Source organism: Kutzneria sp. NPDC051319, from assembly GCF_040682195.1.
Classification (GTDB): Bacteria; Actinomycetota; Actinomycetes; order Mycobacteriales; family Pseudonocardiaceae; genus Kutzneria.
The window spans coordinates 107,823-130,413 of sequence record NZ_JBFBAM010000006.1 but is presented as its reverse complement, the minus strand read 5'-3'; the positions used below and the strand labels follow the sequence as shown (position 1 = coordinate 130,413).

Sequence of the window (22,591 nt, the reverse complement as noted above, 5' to 3'; positions counted from 1 at the left end):
GGGGCACCGGTGGTCGACAACCGGCCACCGTGCTCCAAGATGCGGTATGGGCATCGAATTAGCGTTTCGCGGCAGCGCCGGCACCGGTCCGACCGTCGTTCTTGTGCACGGCAACTCCGCCTCGTCGGCCGTGTGGCAGGGCCTGCTCGACGGGCCGTTCGGCCAGCGATTCCGTTGTCTCGCCGTGGATCTGCCCGGGCACGGGGCGTCGCCGCGTGGCGACGAGTACTCGATGCTCGGGCACGCGGCGGCGTTGGCGGAGTTCATGTCGTCGGCCGACGCCGAGGACGCCGTGGTCGTCGGCTGGAGCCTGGGCGGGCACGTGGTGCTGCACGCCTCCGCCTCGCTGCCCCGGGCGACCGGTTTTGTACTGATGGGGACGCCGCCGATCGCGACGCCCGAGTCGCTGTCCCGGGGCTTCCTGCCGAATCCCGCCTTCGGCGTCGGCTTCCAGGGCGAGGTCAGCGCCGAGGAGGCCGCGGCGTATGCGGCGGCCATGCTGTCGCCCGAGTCGTCGGTGTCGCCCGAGGTGTTCGTGCCGGACATCCTCGCCACCGACCCCGCCGCCCGCACCGGCCTCGCCGCCAGCGTCGCGGAGGGCCGGGTCGTCGACGAGCTCGCGGCCATGGCGACTTTGGGGCGGCCGCTGCTCGTGCTGCACGGCAGCGAGGATCAGTTGGTGTCGCTGGACTATCTGCGCACGGAGGGGTTGGCCGTCGAGGTGCTGGACGGCGTCGGCCACGCCGTCCCGGTCGAGGCGCCGGAACGGCTCGGGCAGCGGCTCACCGAGTTCGTCGAGAGCTACCGGTAGGGACGGAAGAACTTCCGGAGCTCGGCCGCGTACAACTCGGGCTCCTCGAACGGCGCGAAGTGGCCGCCGCGGTCGAGTTCGTTGAAGTACGCCAGGTTCGTCGTGCGCTCCAGCCACGCCCGCGGCGGCAGGACCACGTCCCCGGCGAACAGCGAGAAGCCGGACGGCACCTCGACGCGGCGGGCGAGCTGGGCCGGCGGGATCGCCGCGTTCGCGTTGTACATGCGCATCGAGGAGCCGATCGTCCCGGTCAGCCAGTAGATCGTGATGTTCGTGAGGACCTCGTCCATGGTGTAGGTCTGGTCGAAGTCGTCGCTCCAGGACCGGAGTTTCTCCACGATCCACGCGGCCAGGCCGGCCGGCGAGTCGGTCAGGCCGGCCGCCGCCGTCTGCGGCTTCGTCCGGTGCATCGCCGCGTAGGCGCCCTCTGTCCCTCCCCAAGCCGCGACCGCCTGCATCCAGTCCCGCTCCGCCTGGGTCAGGTCGGCCGGATCTCCTTGGTAGATCGGGAGTCCGCCGTCCGTCCGGTGCACGGCCACGACCCGGTCCGGGTGGTCGAGGCCCAGGTACCGGCTCACGTGGCTGCCGATGTCCCCGCCGCCCGCGGCGAACCGTGGGTAGCCCAGGGTTTCCATCAGCTCCGCCCAGAGTCCGGCCACCTGTGCCGAGTTCAGGGCGTGGCCCGGCCGGCCGGAGTAGCCGAAGCCCGGCACGTCCGGCACCACCACGTCGAAGGCGTCGGCCGGGTCCTCGGGGTCGGTGAGGAGCCGGATCACCTTGGAGTAGCGCCAGAAGGAGTCCGGCCAGCCGTGCGTGAGCACGATCGGCAGCGCCCCTTCGGACGCGGCCTTGGCGTGCACGAAGTGGATACGGTGACCGCCGACCTCGGCCTGGAACCGCGGCAGCTTGGCCAACTCCGCCTCGACCGCCGGCCAGTCGAAACCGTCCGCCCAGTACTCGACCAGGCCCTTGAGATAGTCAAGATCCGTGCCCAGTGACCAGCCGGCGTCCTCGGGCGCGTCCGGCCAACGGGTGTTTCGCAGGCGGGCGCGGAGATCTTCCAGCTGCTCGGCGGTGGCGTGGGCTTCGAACGGCTCGGGGCTGGGCATGCTCCCAGCCTAATCCGTCCTACGCGGACGCCTTGAGCTCCAGCAGGGTCGCGGGGTCGGAGCCGCCGGTGCCGACGCCGATGCCGGTCCAGGTGCCCTTGCCGACGGGCACGGTGCTGCTCTGGCCATTGACCGAGATGGTCGCCTGCACCGTGTGGTTGTCGCCCTTGACCTGGTAGGCGTCGGTGAGCTCCAGCTTGAGTTCGCCGGACGAGCCGAGCACCTGGAAGCAGTAGTGCCCCGGGTCGGCGCTGTGGTCGCCCGCGTTGAAGGCGTGCACCTCGATCAGGCCCGTGACGTTGACGCAGTCGACCATGACCAGGTGGCCGTCGCCGCTGATCAGCTTGATGCCCCGGTTGGCGAGAATGGCGTCCGCCCCGGGATAGGTGTAGTCCTCGACGAGGCCGGTGTCACCGGCGTCCTGGGCCGACTGGCGCTGCGCCACACCGGCCCCGACGGACAGCGCGGCCACCGTGCCGACGACGGCAGCCGTGACGAGTACACGGGCAAAGGCTCGCATGGTGGCTGGTCCACTCCTGTCCTGTCGAGACGGCACGACACGGCAGCAGAAGATCAGATCCCCCTGCCGACGCCCGCCCCCCTCATCCGCGACGACGTGCCCAAGCTAAAGCGCTGGTCGGTCAAGAGTCAAGAACTCCCAGATCACGCGGTTGTGAACTAGCATCCGCCACGGGGAGGAGTGGGGGGATCCACGTCGGGGACCCGCGTGCCTTTGGGCCGGCGATCCGTTGCCACGCCTCGGTTTCTGCCGCGTTCCAACGGAGGGCACGAGCATCCATGAGACAGTTGACCAGAGCGATCGGCACGGTGCTGGCCGCCACGCTGGCGATCGGCGCAGTGACCGTGCCCTCGGCCGCCGCCGACACCCCTGAACCGTCCGAGCGCCAACAGCTGCTGTCGTTGATCACCGACGGCGGCCCGGTCATCGCGAATGCCGCTGAGGCCGCGCTGACCGGCACCGACGACGACGTGCACACCTTCGTCAGTACGCGCCTGCCGTTCATGCAGGAGACGCAGGACCGCATCTCGGTGCAGCAGATGCTCAACACCGGCGGCCCGGCCACGCAGCAGGCGGCGAACACCGCGCTGAGCGGTGACATCGCCGCCGTGCGGACGTTCCTCGCCACGGGCTGGCAGCAGGCGTGGAAGGACGACATCCGGATCCAGATCAGCCGTCTCCAGACGGCGGCGACCGGCCCCGCCGTCAAGCAGGCGGCCAACGCCGCGCTGAACGGCACGGTCGACAACCAGCTGGCGTTCCTGGACACCGGCTGGCAGCAGGCCCAGGACAACGACGACCGGATTTCCGTGCAGCTGCTGGTGAACCCCGGCGGCCCGAACGTGAAACTCGCCGGCAACCAGGCGCTGTCCACCAGCATCGACGACGTGCGGTACTTCCTGCGCAACGGGTTCCAGGTCGCGCAGCAGCGTGACGAGGAGACGGTGACCGTCTCGCAGCTCGCGACGCTGGCGCAGAGCGCGGAGGGCCGGTCCGCGAAGTTCCTGCAGACGGCGCAGGACGCGGCCAGCCAGGCCGTCGCCTCGGCCGCCGCGGCCAAGGCCGCCGCCGTGATCGCGGCCGACGAGACCAAGAAGGCGCAAGGGTCCGCCGCCCAAGCGGCGGATGCCGCGTCCCGGGCCGCCAGTGCCGCCACCCGTGCGGCGGAGGCCGCGCAGACGGCGATCCGCTCGGCCCAGGCCGCCACCAACGCCGCCCGCGAGGCCTCGAACGCCGCGAGCCAGGCCGCGTGGGCGGCGTCGAAGGCCGGTCAGGCCGCCGCGAACGCCCGCAGTGCCGCCGCGGACGCCGCCAACGACAAGGGCAAGGCCGTCGCCGCGAGCAACGCCGCCACGGCCGCGCGCGATGCGGCCCGTGGCGCGCGGTCCGTCGCCGACGCGGTGAGCCACGCCATCGCCGCCACCCAGCAGGTCACCGCCGCGGCCAATGCCGCTGCTGCCGCCGCCGGTGACTCCGCCGCCGCGGCCGCCGCAGCCCGTGACGCGGGTTCATGGGCGTCGAATGCCGGCGCGAGCTCGGCCCAGGCCGCTGCCGCCGCCGACCGCGCGCAGCGCAACGCCGACGAGGCCAAGCGAGCCGCCGGCGTCGCGACGGCGCTGGCCAACGACGCCGCCAACGACGCCGCGGTGGCCCGGCAGTCGGCCCTGGACGCGGCAACGCATGCCGACGCCGCGGCCGTAGCCGCCGACGACGCCGCCAAACACGCCGGCGAAGCCGCCGGCGCCACTGATCGCGCCGATGCCGCCGCCGCGGCCGCCGACGTCGAGGCCACCATCGCCCAGCGCGCCGCCGACCAGGCAACGAACACCGCCAAGCTGGCGGCTCGGGCCGACGCCGAGCGGCTGGCCGAGCAGCAGTCGCAGAGCATGCGTGACGCCGCCCAGGCCAAGCAGGACGAGCTGGACCAGGCCGTCACCGCGATCTGGCAGGTCGGCAAGCCCGAGCAGATCGACCAGCAGTCCCAGGCCCTGGTCACCGAGGCCGTCAACCCGGCGACCGCGCCCGATGTCGCCGCCTCCGACGGCCGCCGCGCCGCCGCCCGCCTCTGGCACAACGCCGGCCCCCAGGTCCGGCTCGCCGCCCGCGCGGCGCTGGGCGGTTCCACCGCCGACGTCACGACCTTCGTGCAGTCCGGGCTGGCCGCCGCCATCGAGCGGGACGACCGGTTCAGCCTGTCCGTCGCCGCCGGCGCCTCCCTCGTGCCGGCCCAGCGCACCGCCGCCCACGCCGTCGAGACCGGCACCCACGACCAGGTCAACCAGTTCCTGCTGACCCGGGCGTACCAGGGCAAGGCCGACGACGACCGCATCACCGTGCAGCGCATCCTCAACAGCGGCGGCCCCATCACCAAGGCCGCCGCCAACCAGGCGCTGTCCGGCACGCCCGACGACCTCCAGCAGTTCCTGGTCGCCGGCCGCTTCCAGGCCGCCGAGGCCGACGACCGCGCCGCCACGCAGCTGATCCTCAACGCCGGCGGGCCCGAGGTCCGGGCCGCCGCCAACGCCGCCCTGTCCGGGCCGTGGTCGTACGTCCAGCAGTTCCTCAAGGTCGGCCAGTACGGGGCTCAGCTGCGGGACGCCGACGCCGCCCAGCACACCGCGGAGATCGCCGGCTACCTCGCCAACGCCTCCCAGGCCGCCGCCAACGCCAAGCGCAACGCCAACCTCGCCCACCAGGCCGCCGCCCTCGCCCACAAGGCCTCCGACCAGGCCACCTACTGGGCCGACCAGGCCAAGCAGTCCGCCGCCAAGGCCGACCAGGCCGCCGCCGCGGCTCAGAAGTCCGCCGACGACGCCGCCGTCTCCGCCGCCGACGCCGCTTCGTCGGCTCAGCAGGCTCGCGACGCCGCCGCCTCGGCCCAGGGCAGCGCGGACGCCGCCAAGAACTCGGCGGCGTCCGCGGCCCACTCGGCGGCCACGGCCAACCAGTTCGCTTGGCAGGCCCAGGCTTCCGCCTCACAGGCGTTCGCCGACTCCATCACCGCCGGCCACGCCGCCGCACTGGCCAGCATCGCCGGCGCGCAGGCGTGGAGCGCCGTCAGCGAGAAGAAGGCCGAGGAGACCGCCCGGGCGTCGGTCACCAGCGTCCGCGACGAAGTGCAGAAGATGCGCGACGCCGCGGCCGCCGCGCTCAAGAACCACCCCGAGCTCCAGGCGCTGATCGACACCGCCGACCAGCTGCTCCAGATGATCGACCAGATGGCCACGGCGTCGGTGGACTACATCCGCGACCACGCCGGTGAGCTGCTGGCCCTGCTCCAACACATGATCGAGGTCGGCGGCGGGGCCGGGCTCGCGCTGGCCGGGGCGACCGAGGTCGCCGGCGGCCTCGCCCTGTGCGGCGAGGAGATGGCGGCCGGCGCCACGGTCGGCGCGCTGGCCGGCCTGCCCGAGTTCGGTATCGGCGCGCTCCCGGGCGCCGCGATCGGCGGCACCGGCGGCCTGATCGCCTGCGTGTTCACCGGCGGCCCCCACGTCGTCGCCGGCGCCGGTCTCAGCGCGGCCGGCGTGAAGTTGTTGATCGACGGCCTCAAGGGCGCCCAGAAGGACCTCGGCAACATGGCGACCCACAGCGGCTCGCTCGAGGGCAAAGAAGGGGAGTGGGTCTACACCAGTCCACAACGCAGTGGCCGCAACCCGATCACCGACTTCGATCACATCGACGGCGGGGTGCTGTGGGAGAACAAGGGTGCGGTCAACGCGATCGATCGCATCACCGGGAAAGACACCACCGCCAAATGGGTCAAGGACAACGTGACCGGCAAGCTCGACAAGTTTCTCGACGCTCGGAACAACGGCTACCTGGATGACGGCACGAAGGTCTCGGACGAGTACGGCAACGCGCCGATCGGCATCCGGATGGAAACGCCCGGCGTCGAACCCGGCTTCCGGAAGGCCATCGAGGACGCCGTGGCCGCCTGGCGGCAGGCGCACCCGGGTGTCGATGTGCGGTTGGAATTCAAGTAAGCAGCCCGTCGGGTGGTCGTCGTTCGCGGCGGCCACCCGACGTTGCTGTTTCGGCAAATAACTTTGCCGGCGTTACCGGTGCTGGTGCAGGTTCCAGGCATGCAGACCATGGACCAGCAGTACTGGGACGACCTCTACGGCAGCCGGGAGCAGCTGTTCAGCGGCAATCCGAACGGGGTGCTCGTCACGGAGATCACGGACCTCAAGCCCGGACAGGCGCTGGATGTCGGCTGCGGGGAAGGGGCGGATGCCCGGTGGCTGGCCGAGCGCGGATGGCTGGTGACGGCGGTCGACATCTCCCAGACGGCGATCGACCGGGCGGCCGCGACCGAGTCGAAGGGCCACATCGCCTGGACGAGGGCGGACCTGGGGATCACGCCGCCGCCGGCCGAGGCGTTCGATCTCGTGTCGCTGCACTACTTTCCGCTGCCCAAGGACAACGCACGGCAGCTGGGCAACATCATCGCGGCGGTGGCGCCGGGCGGCACGCTGCTGGTGGTGGGCCACTCCCCCGACGACCTGCCGCACGACGGGCCGTTCGACCCGGACGACTTCTACTGGCCGGCGGAGGTCGCCGAACTCCTGGACGACAGCTGGGAAATCCTGGTCGACGAGACCCGGCCCCGCACGACGCCGGCCCCGGAGGGCACGACGCACGTGAACGACACGGTGCTGCGGGCAGTGAAACGTCCGGCGTGACAAGGACTCTGCCACGCCGGACGCCCCTGGAACGAGATCACGGACAGGCGGACTGACCCGGGTGGCCGCAGGGCGGAGCCTGCGGACGGGCTGGTAGAACGAGTCGGTGAACCCGCCGCCGTCGGCGCTCACCGGCCCGGGAATGGCGACGTCTGCCACGCGCCGAAGGCGTACTGCTGCAAGGTGATCGGCTGCGCGCCGCCTCTCCGTTGAACGTCGACACGGCGGCGTTTTTCCGCGCCAGCAACGTGGAACCGGTGGTGCGGCTGCTGGCGGCGGCCCGCCGCGCGGGCTGCGACCGTTCGGCGTTGCTCGGCAGCTTCTACGCGACGCTGCATCGCGAGCACCCAGAAGCCCATGTGCACGAAGGAAGTCCGTACATCCACAGCAGGATCGAGCAGGCGTCGTGGGCCCGGAGCGCGGCCGGTGACGCGATGTCGCTGGCCGTGCTGGAGCTGCCGTACGTCCTCGGGCACACGCCGGGCCGATGGTCGGTGTTGGCCCACACCTGGAGAAGATGGCCCAAGGCAAGGACATTGCGGTGTTTCCGGGCGGCACGGCGGTGGCGGCGGTGTCCGAAGTGGCCGATGCCGCGGTGGCCGCGCTAAAGCAGCGCGCGAACGGGGACTTCCCCATTGCCACGGCCAACATCAGCTGGAAGCACCTGCTGCGCGGACTCGCCGTGGGCGGCGGCCATACGCCGCGACGGGTGTGGGAGCTGAGCCCGTGGGAGACCGCGATGTACTTCTGGCTCCAGCTGCGGCAGATACGCAAGGCCGGCATCAGGTCCGGCTTCCACCGGCCCGACTCGGCCGGCTGCACGCCTCCAACATGTTCGTCGACCCCGACATCGCCGCCGAGGCGCTGGGTTTCGAGCACGCCGACGTCGACCAGGCCATCCGGGACACCGCCCGCGACTGAGCGCAGGATGTTACCATCAGTGACCGGCCGATCACCATGAGTCGGTGGTCACAGTTGCGCCGTGTGGACGATCGCTTACCCAACGGTAGATAGTTAGTATATGCAACTACCTGGGGAGAAGGCCGCGTCCTACGTTGACAGCGCGCGACTAGCGGAGCTGCTGGCCGCCGACGAGGAACTCCGTCACGCCGTGCCGGACCCGGCCGTGACGGCGGTCATCAAGGATCCGAGCACCACTCTGGATCGCCAGATCGAGACTGTCCTGACGGCCTACGCCGACCGCCCGGCGCTGGCCGAGCGGGCCACCGAGCCGGTCGTGGATCCGGCGACCGGCCGCACCACCCCGCGTCTGCTGCCGCGCTTCGACGCCATCACCTACCGCGAACTGCGGGACCGCACCGCCGCGGTCGCCGCCGACTGGCGACAGCACGCCGAGCACCCGTTCAGCCCGGGCGACATCGTCTGCACGCTGGGCTTCACCAGCAGCGACTACACGGTGATCGACCTGGCCTGCGCGCACAGCGGCGCGGTCGCCGTGCCGCTGCAGAACAGCGCCACCGCCGGCCACCTGAAGCCCATCGTCGCCGAGGCCGAGCCGCTGATCGTCGCCACCAGCATCGAGCTGGTCGAGCTGGCCATCGACACCACCGAGGACAGCGCCACGCTGCGCCGCGTGATCGTGTTCGACTACCACCCCGAGGTCGACGACGAGCGGGAGAAGTTCGAAGCCGCGCGCCAGCGCCTGATCGAGAGCGGCCGCCCTGTCGCCCTCGACTCGCTGGCCGACGTCATCGCCCACGGCCGCACGCTGCCGGCCCAGCCCGCCCACGCGTGGGATCCGGACGAGCTGGCGCTGCTGATCTACACGTCCGGCAGCACCGGCGCGCCCAAGGGCGCGATGTATCCGTCGCGGCTGGTCAGCGCCCTGTGGCAGGGCTGGTTTCCCGAGGCCGGCGGCCACCCCGCCCTCGGCCTGAGCTACATGCCGATGAGCCACGCCGCCGGCCGCGCGATGCTCGTCAAGTCGCTGGCCAACGGCGGCTGCACCTTCTTCACGGCCCGCAGCGATCTGTCCACGCTGTTCGAGGACATCGAGCTGGCGCGCCCGTCCGAGCTGATGTTGGTGCCCCGCATCTGCGACATGCTTTTCCAGCGACACAAGGGCGAGGACACCGCCCGGCTGCGGGAGACGTTCCTCGGCGGCCGCGTGCTGTGGGCGGTGACCGGCTCCGCGCCGTTGTCGGCCGAGATCGGCGCGTTCATCGGCGAGTGCCTCGGTTTCCCGCTGCGGGACGGCTTCGGCTCGACCGAGGCCGGCGCGATCATGATCGACGGCGTGGTGGCACGGCCGCCGATCATCGACTACCGGCTCGACGACGTGCCCGAGCTGGGGTACTTCCACACCGACAGCCCGCACCCGCGCGGTGAGCTGTTGTTGAGGACCAGCAGCATCATTCCCGGCTACTACAAGCGGCCCGAGCTCAACGGCGAGTTCTTCACCGAGGACGGCTACTACCGCTCCGGCGACATCATGGCCGAGGTCGGGCCGGACCGGCTGGTGTACGTGGACCGGCGCAAGAACGTGCTCAAGCTGTCCCAGGGCGAGTTCGTGGCCGTGTCCAAGCTGGAGGCGCTGTTCGTCACCAGCCCGCTGGTCCGGCAGATCTACGTCTACGGCAGCAGCGAGCGCGCCTACCTGCTGGCCGTGGTCGTGCCCGTGGAGGGCGCGTCCCGCGAGGCCATCGCCGAGTCGCTGCAACAGATCGCGCGCGAGGCCGGGCTCAACTCGTACGAGGTCCCCCGCGACTTCCTGATCGAGACCGAGCCCTTCACCACGGAAAACGGCCTGCTGTCGGACATCCGCAAGCTGATGCGGCCGCGGCTCAAGGCCCGCTACGCGGATCGGTTGGAACAGCTCTACGTCGAGCTGGCCGACCGGGAGGCCAGCGAGCTGGACGAGCTGCGGCGGGCCGGCCGCCAGCAGCCGGTGCTCGCCGCCGTGCTGCGGGCCGCCCAGGCCGTGCTCGGCCGTTCGTCCAGTGCTCCCTCCGCCGACGCGCACTTCACCGACCTCGGCGGCGATTCCCTGTCCGCGCTGACGTTTTCCAACCTGCTCAAGGAGATCTTCCAGATCGACGTGCCGGTCGGCGTCGTGATCAGCGCCGCCAACACGCTGCGCCGGATCGCCGAGATCATCGAGTCGGAGGTGGAGACCGGTTCGCAGCGACCGACCTTCCTCACCGTGCACGGCGCCGGCGCCACCGAGGCCCGGGCCGCCGATCTCAAGCTGGCCAAGTTCATCGACGCCTCGACCCTCGCCGGCGCCGCCTCCTTGCCGCGCCCTGACGGTCCGATCAGGACGGTCCTGCTCACCGGCGCCAACGGCTACCTCGGCCGCTTCATGTGCCTGGAGTGGTTGGAGCGCCTGTCTTCCGTCGGCGGCAAGCTGATCTGCATCGTCCGCGGCCGTGACGCCGCTGCCGCCGCCGCGCGCCTGGAGTCGGCCTTCGACAGCGGCGATGCCGCCCTGCTGGCCCACTACCGTGAGTTGGCCGCCGCCCACCTGGAGGTGCTGGCCGGCGACATCGGCGAGCCCGACCTCGGCCTCGACGCCGCCACCTGGCAACGCCTGGCCGACACCGTCGACCTCATCTCCCACCCGGCCGCCATGGTCAACCACGTCCTCGACTACGACCAGCTTTTCGGGCCCAACGTCGTCGGCACCGCCGAGCTCATCCGCCTGGCCCTGACCGGCCACATCAAGCCCATCACCTACCTGTCCACCGTCGCCGTGGTCGAGGGCGACGCCACCATCGCCGACGAGGACGCCGACATCCGCCTCACCAGTCCCGCGCGTTCGTTGGACGACCGCTACGCCACCGGTTACGCCACCAGCAAGTGGGCCGGCGAGGTCCTGTTGCGCGAGGCCTTCGACCTCTGCGCCCTGCCCGTCTCCGTCTTCCGCTCCGACATGATCCTCGCGCACAGCCGTTACCGGGGGCAGCTCAACGTCCCCGACATCTTCACCCGCCTGCTGCTCAGCATCATCGCCACCGGCATCGCCCCGGAGTCCTTCTACCTCCCCGATTCCGGGCCCGCCCACTACGACGGCCTCCCCGTCGACTTCACCGCCGAGGCCATCACCACCATCGGCGCCGGGCCGTGCGCCGCCTTCCGCACCTTCAACGTGCTCAACCCCCACGCCGACGGCATTTCCCTCGACGTCATCGTCGACTGGCTCATCGCCGCCGGCGCCCCCATCACCCGCATCCCGTCCTACTCCGCCTGGCTCACCCGCCTGGAGCAGGGCATCCGCGCCCTCCCCGAGCGCCAGCGCCAGCACTCCCTGCTCCCGTTGTTGCACGCCTTCGCCGCCCCTTCAGAGGCCATCAACGGCGCCGGCGTCCCCGCCACCCGCTTCCGGTCCGCCGTCCAGGCGGCGAAGATCGGCCCCGACAAGGACATCCCCCACCTCACCCCCGACCTCATCCGCAAGTACGCCGCCGACCTCCGCTCCCTGAACCTCGTTTAGCCCCCCGGTGATCGTCCCGGCCTGGCATGATCCAGGCCGGGACGCTCTTCTGTCTGGGGGATTCTCATGGCCGCCGCCCGTCAGCGCTGGACCCAGCTCGAACGCCGCCTGTGGACCTCCGTCCGCCGCGGCGACGAGGTGGACGTCCGCTCCGACGGCACCGACCCCACCCACATCTGGGGCCCGACCAGGACCGTCCGCGCCGAGGTGATCCGCGAGCTCCTCCTCACCCCCCACACCCCGCTCCCAGGCCGAGTCCCCAGCCTGCAACTCTCCGGCGCCCGCATCACCGGCGACCTCGACCTGGAGCACGCCCGAATCGACATCCCGTTCGCGTTCGATGAATGCTGGTTCGACGAGCAGATCAACCTCTACGCCGCTCGCACCCGCACCATCTACCTCCGAAGCTGCCGCGTCCCCGGCCTGTACGCGGAGGAGCTGCGCACGGACGGCGAGCTGAACCTCGCGGGCCTGCGCTGCACCGCCCGGTTGGATCTCGACAACACTCACCTCAGCGGTCCACTGACGCTGAGCGGCGCACACCTGTCCAACCCGGAAGGTGTCGCGCTGAGCGCGGACAGCGCAGAATTCAGCGGCGAGATGCTGTGCAACGGCGTCCGTGCACACGGTGAGACCCGCTTGGTCGGCGCGCACGTCAAGGGGAACCTGGATCTCACCGGCGCCAGCCTCGTCAACCCCGGCGGCGACGCCCTCTGGGCCGACTCCGCGCAGATCGGCGGAGACGTGACGGCCTTCGGCGGCTTCCACGCCGTCGGCCGGACCTGCCTGAGCGACGCGACCATCGGTCGCAGTCTCCTGGCGCCGAACGCTATCTTCGACAATCCCGGCGGGGCTGCGTTGCAGTGCAACGGCATTCGTGTCGCCGGCTCGCTTTCGGTCTCCGCGAGCACCATCATAGGCGAATTCATCCTGGTCAGCGCCCAGCTCGACGGTCCGGTCGTGCTCCGCGACGCGGTGCTGTCCAGCCCGGGCGGCGACGCGTTCAGCGGGCAGGGACTGCACGCGCCCGGTGGCATGTTCGGCGCCGACCTGCATGTGACGGGCGCCTTCTCGCTGTTCAACGCCCACATAGCGACGGCACTGACCTTCAGCTCCGCCACCATCGCCAATCCCGACGGGAACGCGTTCACCGCGGACGGGACAGTCGTGGAGGGCAATGCGCTCTTCGACGACTTCGCCGCCACCGGCCAGGTTCGCCTGCCGGGCGCGCACATCCGCGGGCAGCTGAACCTCGAGCGCGCCGCGTTCGCCAACACGGCGTCGATCGCGTTGTTCGCCGACGGCATCGTCGTCGACAAAGACATCATGGCCGGCCACTGCCGTGTCGACGGCGAGCTGCACATCATCGGCGCCCGTGTCGCGGGCGACCTGGTTCTCGAGGGAGCTGTGCTGGTCAACGAGGGCGACGCCCTCACAGCTGACAGCGTGACCGTCGGACGCAACCTCGACTGCGGCCGCGGGTTCAGCTGCACCGGTGAGATGTCCCTGAACGGCGCAACCGTAGGACACCAGCTGTCGTTGCGGGGCGCCACGCTGCGACATCCCGGCAAGTTCGCGCTGCGCGCCCGACACCTGACCGTCGGCGCGGACATCGTCGCTGACGAGGACTTCACCGCACACGGCACGATCGCGCTCTCGCCATGCCGGGCCACCGGCACGATCGCCCTGGTCACCGAGAACATCGACGGCACCGTCGATCTCACCCGCGCCCGCGCCGACACCCTGTGGCTGACGGGAAAACCGGGCGGCCCGATCCTGCTGATCGATGCGACCGTCCGCGTCCTGGAGCACCACCCGGAAGACTGGCCCGACCCCGACAACCTCGATCTCCAGGGGCTGACCTACAGCTCGTTGCAGCCTGTCGAACTCCCGGTCGGCCAGTGGCTGGTGTGGCTGCGGCGCGGCCTTCCCGACGGCTACCGGCCGCAGCCGTACGCCCAGCTGGCCAACATGCTCCGGACCGTCGGCAACGACCGCGACTCGCGGGTGGTTCTGCTGGCCCGCCAACGACACCGTCGGCGGCACCTGCCGTTGTGGAGCAAGCCCTGGGGGTGGCTGCAAGACCTGGCCGTGGGCTACGGCTATGTGCCCTGGCGGGCGGCCGGCTGGCTGGGGGTGCTGTGGCTGGCGGGGTGGCTGTACTTCCGCACGCAACAACCACTCCCCCAGCCGTCGCCCTCGACCACCGACTACCAGCCGGCGCTGTACGCCCTGGACCTGCTGCTTCCGGTCCTCAGCATCGGCCAACGCAGCGCCGTCCACTTCCCCGCTCCAGCGCAGGCCATAGCGGTGCTGATCACGGTCTGCTCCTGGATCCTGGGGATCGCGGTGCTGGCCGGCCTGACGAGGGCGCTGACGCGGAACTAGCTGAAGTCGCAGCCGGGGTTGGGGGCGTCGATGGCGACGGGTTGCCCGACGGGGGCCTCGTAGAGGACCTCGAGGACCACGGGGGTGGAACCCAGGTTGCGTCCGATGTGGACATAGCCGGAGCCGGGCTGCTCCTGGATGAACTGGCCGGGGCGGTAGACGCCGTCGAGGGTGCAGTCGGACTTGTCGTGGGTCAGCACGCCCTGTTTGACCCACGCGAGCACGGGGCCGGGGTGGTAGTGCCAGCCGGTGGCCCCACCGGGCTCGATGGTGATCTCCTTGAACACGTAGTCGGTGTCGCCCGCGACGTGGTCGAAGACGGTGATGGCGGTGATGCCGTGGCCGGGGGTGGCGTGGGCGGTCGCCGGCAGGAAGACGGCCGACAGGCCTAAGAAAGCGGTGGCCAGCAGGGCTCTGCGCATGGGAATCGGGCTCCTCATAGACGGTCCTGATCGCGGACAGTGAAGCAAGTGGCGCGTGACGAGGCGCTGGTTTCGGGCGGTCTCTGTCCTTTCGGGCGGACCCGCGCCGGTCGGTGAACCGGCGATCACCCTCCGGATTAATCATACTCATTGCGACAGGGCTTGCGTCTGGCCGGCGATCGTTCATACTCATCGGCAATGAATCTGCTTCATCCACGGACGAGGGGTTGATGGTGGGGGACAGCGCGGCACGCCAGGAGGACGGCACGGGCGGGGAGCGGTACCGGCCGGGGTACGAGCTGGTGGCGGAGCGGCTGCTCCAGCACATCGCGGAGCAGAACCTGCGCCCGGGCGACCGGCTGCCGACCGAGCAGGGGCTGGCCGAGCTGCTGGGCACGACCCGCAACCAGATGCGAGAGGCGGTGAAGGTGCTGGCGGCGATCGGGAGGCTGAACGTCCGGCGCGGGGCTGGCATCTTCGTGGCGGCGGACAAGACGGCGGCGCAAGAGGAGCTGGCCCACTTCCAGCCGACGGACATGGCGCACGTGTCGATGCTGCTGGACTTCCGCCGGCTGATCGAGACGGAGACGGCCCGCCGGGCGGCCTCGCTGGCCACGCCGATCCAGGTGCGCAAGATCCGCGAGACCGCCGAGGAATCGCTGACGGCGGGCGCGGAGCAGCGGGCCCAGGAGTTCGCGGACGCGGACAAGCGGTTCCACGACGCGGTGGCGATCGCCGCCGACAACATCTTCCTCCAGGCCGACGTGGTGAACGTCCGCCGCTTCGCCCTCCAGACCGACACCCTGCTCTTCCACGGCGACGTGCCGGGCTCCCTGGAGGTGGCCGGCCGGCAGCACGTGGCGATTGCCGAGGCCATCGCCGAAGGCGACCCGGACCGGGCGGTGCAGCTGATGGCCGCCCACATCGACACCACGCAGCGCCAGTTCGAACGCAAGATCCGCAACCGGATGTTCAAGATGGACGACTGACCTGACAACGCCAGAACGACCACGCCGTGGCCGCGGTGTGGCGATGCCCCCTGCCCGAAACACTCCACACTGGACAGACATTGAAGATCACGCACGTCGAATCACACCGGATCCAGGTCCCGCCGACGGATCCGCCCTTCCACTGGCGCGACGGCCTCGCCGGCAGCCCGGCCAAGGGCGACGGCGCGGTGCTGCGCATCGGCACCGACGAGGGCGTCGAGGGCGTCGCCCTGTTCGCCCGGCCCGGCGCGGGCGTGCTGCTGGACGACCTGGTGGACCGGGTGTTCCGCGATGAGCTGATCGGCCAGGATCCCTTGCGGCGCGAGTGGATCTGGCACCGCATGTGGGAGCTGGACCGCATCCACGAGCTGCCGCTGCCCGCGCTGGGGCTGGTGGACATCGCGCTCTGGGACCTCGCCGGCCGCCTGTACGACCAGCCGGTGTGGCAGGTGCTCGGCGGCTACCGCAACTCGATCCCGGCCTACGCCTCGACGTCCACCTTCGACAGCACCGAGGAATTCCTCGACGTCGCCGACCAGTGCCTCAAGCTCGGCTACCGCGGCATCAAGCTGCACGCCTGGGGCGACGCCCGCCGTGACGCCGCGCTGTGCCTGGCGCTGCGGGAACACGTCGGCCGTGAGGTGCCGCTGATGTACGACGGATCGGCCGGATTCGACCTGCCCGACGCCGTCTACTTAGGACAGGCGCTGACCGAGGCCGACTACCTCTGGTACGAGGAACCGATGCGGGAGTTCAGCATCACGGCCTACCGGCAGCTGGCCCGACAGGTCCTGGTCCCACTGCTGGTGGCCGAGACCTCGGACGGCGCCCACATGAACTCCGGCGACTTCATCGCCGCCGGGGCCGCCACGTTCGGTGTCCGCACCGGCACGACGTTGCGCGGCGGAATCACCGGCGCCATGCGGACCGCGCACCTGGCCGACGCCTATCGGCTGCGCGCGGAGGTGCACGGCTCGGACATCCCGAACCACCACCTGTGCATGGCCATCCCGAACACCACGTACTACGAGTCGCTGGTGACGTCGACGTCCGTCCGGCGGGAACGCCACGTGGACGCCGAGGGGCTCGTCCACGCCCCGACTTCGCCCGGCATCGCGCTGCCCGCCGAATTCGGCTACGGCGCCACCCTGTCGCCGTACGTGGAGCGCGCCGCCTGATCGTTTTCCACCCCGCCCCGAAGGACCGACAATGAAGTCATCCCAGCGCCGCCTCGTCCACGCACTCACGGCCGTGCTCGCCACCGGCGTGCTCGCCGGCGCCTGCGCCAGCGCGGATCCCAACGCCGCCACCGAAACCACCGCGGCGAGCTTCACGCCCCAGCCCCAGGACGCCAACGCCAAGATCACCGTGTGGACCGACTCCACACGGCTGCCCTCGGTGCAGGCCTACCAGAAGGCCAACCCGACCGTGCCGATGGACATCGTCACCTACGACGGTTCGGCCGACGGCTCCACCTATCTCCAGACCAAGGTACAGCTGTTCGACAGAACCGGAAGTGGTTGGCCCGACGCGGTTTTCGCGTCGCCGACCGATGTCACGTGGGCTTCCCAGCCGACGAGCCCGAGCGCGCAGGCGTTCGCTGCGCCTGTCGACGAAGGCCTGGTGCCGGCCGACACGCTGAAGAACTTCGCCACCGGCTCGCTGGCCCCGTGCCAGTACAACGGCCACACCTACTGCGAGCGCAACGACATCGCCCAGGTCGTGCTCTGGTACAACAAGTCCCTGCTGGACCAGTTCGGCTACCAGGTGCCCACGACGTGGGAGGAATACCAGGCGCTGGGCGAGAAGGTGGCCAAGGAGCACCCGGGCTACCTGGTCGGGGCGATCGGCGACACCAACTCGCACGAGTCGTACTTCTGGTCCGCGCAGTGCCCGGCCCAGCAGCTGACCGACGCCAAGACGCTGCGGTCCGACCTCCAGGATCCGCACTGCACCAAGATGGCCGGCCTGCTGGACGATCTGATCAAGGCCGGATCCGTGAGCAAGCAGGGGTTCTTCGGGCAGGGCTTCGCCAAGGACTACGGCAGCAAGGTGTTGATGGCCTATGGCCCGTCCTGGTACGGCCAGTACCTGTTCAACTCGGCCTTCAAGACTCCGGCCGGGCAGATCGCCGCCGCGGCCCCGCTGAAGTGGCAGGGTGAGTCGCAGACGTTCACCGGCAACGTCGGCGGCGGCGTGTGGATGGTGTCCTCGCACAGCAAGAACCTCAAGGCCGCGGCCGCGCTGACGACCTGGCTGACCACCTCCGACGACAACCTCAAGGCGGCGCCGACCTATCCGGCCTACTCCCCCGGAGCCAAGGCCTGGCTGGCCAACCCGGCCAACAAGGACTACTTCGCCACCGACGTGTCCGGCCCGTTCCAGCACGCCGCCAACGAGGTGTGGACCGGTTGGGGCAACACGAAGTTCAGCGACGCCACGGCGTGGTCCAGCATCGTGCTGCCCGCGGTGACTGCCGGCAAGACGCTGACCGAGACGCTTCCCGCCTGGCAGAGCGAGATCGCCAGCGAGGCCAAGTCTGTCGGATACACGGTGACCACGAAGTGACAGCTCTCGACACTCCGGTCGTCGTCCCGGCTCGCCGCGCCATGGTGCGGCGAGCCCGGGAGGGCGGCCTCTCCGGCCCGCTGTTCGTCAGCGGATATGTGGTGCTGCTGCTGGCCTTCGGCGTGCTGCCGACGCTGTACGCGGTGTACCTGGCCTTCACCAACGTGCGCGGGCAGTTCACCGGGCTGAACCAGTTCCTCCGGGTGATCCAGGACTACCGGTTCTGGCCGGCGTTCGGCAACATCCTGGTGTACCTGGTGTTCTGGCTGCTGCTCATCGTGGTGCTGACGGTCGGCATGGCGATCGTGCTGCGCAGCCGGATGCCGGCGCCGGTGTCGGCGGCCCTGCGGTTCCTGTACTACATCCCGGGCGCGCTCGCCGGCGTGGCCAGCGTGCTGGTGTGGCTGTTCATGCTCGACCCGTCGGTCAGCCCGGTCAACTGGCTGCTCAGCTCGTTGGGGCTCACCACCTTCGCCGAGGTGCTGGCCCCCGGCCACCTGTCGCTGATCTTCGCGCTGATCGCGTTCTGGACCGGCGCGGGCGGCTGGATCGTGGTGATGTACGGAGCGCTGAACAACATCCCGCAGGAGGTGCTGGAGGCGGCCCGGATGGACGGCGCCGGGCCGTGGCGGATGGCGCTGCACATCCAGATCCCGATGATCCGCAAGTGGATCGTCTACATGGTGATCCTGGCCTTCGCCGCCGGCACCCAGCTGTTCGTGGAGCCGCAGCTGCTGCAGACGGCGTCGCTGGGCCGGGTCAGCCCGACCTGGTCGCCCAACCAGCTGGCCTACTCGTACGCGTTCCAGCACGGCGACTTCAACGGGGCCGCCGCGATCTCCCTGGTGCTGCTGGTGATCGGCCTGGCCGGGGCCGGGCTGCTGGTCACGCGGTCTGGGCTGTTCAAGGTGGATGAGTCATGAAACGTGTGGTCGGACTGACCCTGGTGGCGCTGGTTCTGGTGGTGCTGCTGGTGTTCTTCGTGCTGCCGGCGCTGTGGCTGCTGCTCGCGCCGACCAAGGCGGCGGCGGATCTGGCCGGCGAGTCGCCGCTGTCGTTCGGGTCGTTCGCCAACATCGGCGTGGCCTGGCAGCACCTGACCAGCTTCCAGGACGGCGTGCTGTTCGTGTGGCTGCGCAACTCCGCGGTGTACGCGGTCGGTGCGTTGATCGTCACGCTGATCACCAGCATTCCCGCCGGCTATGCGTTGGCGCTGACCAAGTTCCGCGGCCGCAAGCTGCTGCTCACGGTGACTCTGATCGTCATGATCATGCCGTCGGCCGCGCTGGTGCTGCCGGTGTTCCTGGAGCTGAACCTGGTGCACCTGATCGGCACCGCGTGGTCGATCATCCTGCCGTTCTCGTTCTACCCGTTCGGGGTGTACCTGGTGTACATCTACTTCGCCACCAGCCTGCCGCGGGAGCTGCTGTCGGCGGCGCGGCTGGACGGGGCCACCGAGTGGCAGATCTTCACCCGGATCGCGCTGCCGCTGGCCACGCCGGTCGTCGGCCTGGTGGCGTTCTTCAGCTTCGTCGGCAACTGGAACAACTTCTTCCTGCCCTACCTGGTGCTGCCCAACAGCGACGGGTTCCCGATCCAGGTGGGGCTCAACCAGCTGCTGTCGTCGACGCCGTCGTTCAACCCGGTCGCCGGCGCCGGCCTGAACATCACCAGCCCCGAGCTGGCACTGGCGATCATCATCGCCGTGCTGCCGGTGCTGGTGCTGTTCCTGTTCTCCCAGCGCACCCTCGTGTCGGGGATGCTCGCCGGGGCCACCAAGGAATGACCGTCCCTTCTCGACCAACGACGTCTCGGGAGTGTCCATGCACCACCGTTTTCTGGGCGCGGCCTTAGCCGTGCTCATGGCGGCCGGCGCGGTCGCCGTGTCCACATCGGACGCTGTTGCGGCATCGAGCACGACCTTCTACGCCGCCCCGGGCGGCCAGGGCTCGGCCTGCACGGCCGCCACCCCCTGCTCGCTGCTCACCGCCCAGGGCAAGGTCCGCAAGGCCTCGCCGTCGATGTCGTCCGACATCACGGTGGTGCTGGCCGACGGAACCTACCGGCTGGACAAGACGTTCAGCTTCGACGCCGCCGCGGGCGACTCCGCGACCGGCGGGCACACCGTGACCTACCAGGCCGCGCCGGGCGCGCACCCGGTGATCAGCGGCGGCCAGCAGGTCAACGGCTGGAAGCAGGGCACGGGCGGCATCTGGTCGGCGAATGTGCCGGCCGGCACCGACACGCGGCAGCTGTACGTGGACGGCGTGCGGGCCAATCGCGCCTCCGGGCCGAACCCGACCGGCTTCAGCCGCACCGCCACCGGCTACACCACCTCCACCACCACGATCGCCGGCTGGCACAACCCGTCGGACATCGAGTTCGTCTACGAGGTCAGCTGGACCGAGGTGCGCTGCGGCGTCGCCTCGGTGGCCGGCACCACGGTGACGATGAAGCAGCCGTGCTTCGACAACTCCACCAAGAAGCCCTACGGCGTCAACATCGACCAGCCGTCCTATGTGGAGAACGCCAAGGAGCTGCTCGACAACCCGGGCGAGTTCTACCTGGACAAGCCGTCGCACACGCTGTACTACATGCCGCGTGAGGGCCAGGACCTGCGGGCCGCCGACGTCGAGATCCCGCGCCTGCAGACCGTGGTCTCCGGCACCGGCTCGGTGTCGAACCCGTTGCGCGGACTGAGCCTCAAGGGCATCACAGTCCAGTATGGAGGGTGGACCGAGTCCAGCGGCCCCGACGGCTTCTCCGAGGTGCAGGCCAACATGCGTCTCACCGGCCCGAGCGCCTGGGACCGGCAGGGCTCGTGCAACCGGTTCTCGCAGACCAATCCCGGCACCTGTCCGTACGGAAACTGGACCATGACACCGGGCAACGTGGTGTTCGACCACACCGACGGCCTGTCCATCCAGGGTGACGCCTTCCAGCACCTGGGCGCGGCCGGCCTCCAGTTGGGCCAGTACGTGCACAACTCGTCGATCACCGGCAACGTGTTCACCGACATCTCGTCCAACGGCATCGAGATCGGCAACGGTGCCGACGCCACTCCCGCCGACCTCAACGTGATCCCGGCGAACAACACCATCGCCGACAACTGGGTGCACCACGTGGCCGTCGAGTACACCGGCGGCGTCGGCATCTTCCAGGGCTACACCCGGTACGACACCGTGACCCACAACCAGGTCAACGACGTGCCCTACAGCGGCATCAGCTCGGCGTGGGGCTGGGGTTGGAACCCCGGCACCAGGACCGAGGGCAACAAGATCACCAACAACCTGATCTTCGACCACCTCCAGACGCACATCGACGGCGGCGGCATCTACGTGGTCGGGCAGGAGGGCACCACGTTGGCCAACGGCCTGCTGATCAGCGGGAACGTGGTGCGCAACGGCGCCGGCTTCGGCCACTCCATCTACACCGACGGCGGCAGCTGGCACATCACCGAGACCGGCAACGCCGAGTTCGGCAACGACACCAACTCGTTCGGCGGCAGCAAGGAAGCCAACAACCCGTACGGGGACTTCCTGTTCACCGACAACTACTACGAGCACACCACTCCCGACTTCCCGGCCGGCGACCCGACCGACCTGACACTGGCCAACAACCACCAGGTGTCGTTCGACGGCACCGGCGTGCCCGCCTCGCTGCTGGCCAACGCCGGCCTTGAGGCGCAGTACAAGTCCCTGACCACGGCCCCGGCCGGCACCGCACCGAAGAACCTGGCCGCCGGCAAGCCCGTGCAGGCTCAGTTCCTCGACGGCAGCACCGCACAGCTCCAGCCCGAGTCGCAGCTTTCCTATGCCACGGACGGAAATCCCGCCACCTACGTCCAGGCCAGCGGGCAGTTCAAGTGGCAGCTCGTGGTCGACCTACAGAAGTCGCAGTCCCTGGGCTACGTGACGGTCGGCATGCCGCAGCCGCACTTCGCCACCGATTTCCACGTCGACGCCTCCACCGACGGCACGGCGTGGACCACCGTCGGTTCCGTGCACGGCAGCGGTTGGGGCACCGTCCCGGTCGACTTCGCCACTCCCGTGACCGCCCGGTACCTGCGCATCGTCACCGAGAAGCCCGACGACGGCGGCCAGCGCGGCGACCAGATGGCCATCAGCGAGGTCGGCGCCTTCGCCGCCTGCGCCGCCGGCCCCGACAACGCCGCCTTGAACAAGCCCGCCCAGGCCTACTTCATCGACGGCACCCAGGCCCTCATGCAGCCCAACTCCACCCCCGCCCTGGGCACCGACGGCAACCCCGACACCTGGACCCAGGCCACGCAGCGCTACCGCTGGTCGTACCAGGTGGACCTGCAGAAGGCCCAGTCCGTCGACGTCGTGGCCCTGACCATGCCGGCCGACAAGTTCGCCACCCGGTTCCACATCGACGTCTCCCTCGACGGCTCCACCTTCTGGACCGTCGCCCGCCGCGTCGACGCCGCCGGCGGCGTCACCGGCGTGGGCCTCGACCAGCCCGTCAAGGCCCGCTACATCAAGGTCGTCGCCGACCGCCCCGACGACGGCGGCCAGGCCGGCGGCCAGATGGCCGTCAGCGAGCTGGCCCTCTACGGCTCGAACTAACCCGTTCACCCCCGCGAGTCCCGCCCACAGTCACACCGAATGCGTGAAACGGTTTCG

15 protein-coding genes are annotated in these 22,591 nt (G+C 70.1%); 12 read left to right on the top strand and 3 right to left on the bottom strand.

Annotated features, from left to right (window positions below; translation table 11 throughout):
• Window positions 1-46 precede the first annotated feature (46 nt).
• Window positions 47-811: an alpha/beta hydrolase gene (locus AB0M73_RS07955; protein WP_363888339.1), complete on the top strand. Its 765-nt coding sequence runs from the start codon at window positions 47-49 to the stop codon at window positions 809-811.
• Here the strand turns inward: AB0M73_RS07955 and AB0M73_RS07950 are convergent.
• Together AB0M73_RS07950 and AB0M73_RS07945 are read right to left on the bottom strand one after the other, a co-directional pair.
• Entirely contained in the window at window positions 802-1,920 is a 1,119-nt protein-coding gene (locus tag AB0M73_RS07950; protein WP_363888336.1) for an epoxide hydrolase family protein, read from the bottom strand. The two genes, AB0M73_RS07955 and AB0M73_RS07950, sit on opposite strands and share 10 nt — an antisense overlap.
• Window positions 1,921-1,939: 19 nt before the next feature.
• Complete coding sequence (locus tag AB0M73_RS07945; protein ID WP_363888334.1) at window positions 1,940-2,440, bottom strand: hypothetical protein; 501 nt, start codon at window positions 2,438-2,440, stop codon at window positions 1,940-1,942.
• Between the two features lie 278 nt (window positions 2,441-2,718).
• Between AB0M73_RS07945 and AB0M73_RS07940 the strand changes: the two genes are divergently transcribed.
• The 5 genes from AB0M73_RS07940 to AB0M73_RS07920 all read left to right on the top strand — a co-directional run bounded on the left by AB0M73_RS07940 (window position 2,719) and on the right by AB0M73_RS07920 (window position 13,966).
• A complete protein-coding gene (locus AB0M73_RS07940) occupies window positions 2,719-6,426 on the top strand; it encodes an ALF repeat-containing protein (protein ID WP_363888331.1) in 3,708 nt (1,235 codons plus the stop codon).
• Window positions 6,427-6,525: 99 nt separating this feature from the next.
• Window positions 6,526-7,125 carry a class I SAM-dependent methyltransferase gene (locus AB0M73_RS07935; RefSeq protein WP_363888328.1) on the top strand — a complete coding sequence of 200 codons (600 nt, stop codon included), beginning with the start codon at window positions 6,526-6,528 and terminating at the stop codon, window positions 7,123-7,125.
• A gap of 209 nt (window positions 7,126-7,334) precedes the next feature.
• Window positions 7,335-7,733, top strand: coding sequence for a hypothetical protein (locus AB0M73_RS07930; protein ID WP_363888325.1), 399 nt, complete (start codon window positions 7,335-7,337; stop codon window positions 7,731-7,733).
• Window positions 7,734-8,146: 413 nt separating this feature from the next.
• Window positions 8,147-11,578, top strand: a complete 3,432-nt coding sequence (car, locus tag AB0M73_RS07925) for a carboxylic acid reductase (RefSeq protein WP_363888323.1) — start codon at window positions 8,147-8,149, stop codon at window positions 11,576-11,578.
• A gap of 66 nt (window positions 11,579-11,644) precedes the next feature.
• Complete coding sequence (locus AB0M73_RS07920; protein ID WP_363888322.1) at window positions 11,645-13,966, top strand: hypothetical protein; 2,322 nt, start codon at window positions 11,645-11,647, stop codon at window positions 13,964-13,966.
• Here AB0M73_RS07920 and AB0M73_RS07915 read toward each other — a convergent pair.
• Window positions 13,963-14,388: a cupin domain-containing protein gene (locus AB0M73_RS07915; protein WP_363888320.1), complete on the bottom strand. Its 426-nt coding sequence runs from the start codon at window positions 14,386-14,388 to the stop codon at window positions 13,963-13,965. The two genes, AB0M73_RS07920 and AB0M73_RS07915, sit on opposite strands and share 4 nt — an antisense overlap.
• A 230-nt stretch (window positions 14,389-14,618) precedes the next feature.
• On the opposite strand from AB0M73_RS07915, the gene AB0M73_RS07910 reads away from it, so the two are divergent.
• The 6 genes from AB0M73_RS07910 (at window position 14,619) to AB0M73_RS07885 (ending at window position 22,534) form a co-directional block, all read left to right on the top strand.
• Window positions 14,619-15,377, top strand: coding sequence for an FCD domain-containing protein (locus tag AB0M73_RS07910; protein ID WP_363888317.1), 759 nt, complete (start codon window positions 14,619-14,621; stop codon window positions 15,375-15,377).
• Between the two features lie 80 nt (window positions 15,378-15,457).
• Window positions 15,458-16,555 (top strand): enolase C-terminal domain-like protein, encoded by a 1,098-nt coding sequence (locus AB0M73_RS07905; RefSeq protein WP_363888315.1) that lies wholly within the window; start codon window positions 15,458-15,460, stop codon window positions 16,553-16,555.
• A 31-nt stretch (window positions 16,556-16,586) separates the two neighbouring features.
• Window positions 16,587-17,945, top strand: a complete 1,359-nt coding sequence (locus AB0M73_RS07900) for an ABC transporter substrate-binding protein (RefSeq protein ID WP_363888312.1) — start codon at window positions 16,587-16,589, stop codon at window positions 17,943-17,945.
• Complete coding sequence (locus tag AB0M73_RS07895) at window positions 17,942-18,868, top strand: sugar ABC transporter permease (protein ID WP_363888309.1); 927 nt, start codon at window positions 17,942-17,944, stop codon at window positions 18,866-18,868. Before AB0M73_RS07900 ends, AB0M73_RS07895 begins: the two co-directional genes overlap by 4 nt.
• Window positions 18,865-19,731 (top strand): carbohydrate ABC transporter permease, encoded by an 867-nt coding sequence (locus AB0M73_RS07890; protein WP_363888306.1) that lies wholly within the window; start codon window positions 18,865-18,867, stop codon window positions 19,729-19,731. Before AB0M73_RS07895 ends, AB0M73_RS07890 begins: the two co-directional genes overlap by 4 nt.
• A 37-nt stretch (window positions 19,732-19,768) precedes the next feature.
• Window positions 19,769-22,534: a discoidin domain-containing protein gene (locus AB0M73_RS07885; RefSeq protein ID WP_363888303.1), complete on the top strand. Its 2,766-nt coding sequence runs from the start codon at window positions 19,769-19,771 to the stop codon at window positions 22,532-22,534.
• Window positions 22,535-22,591: the final 57 nt, after the last annotated feature.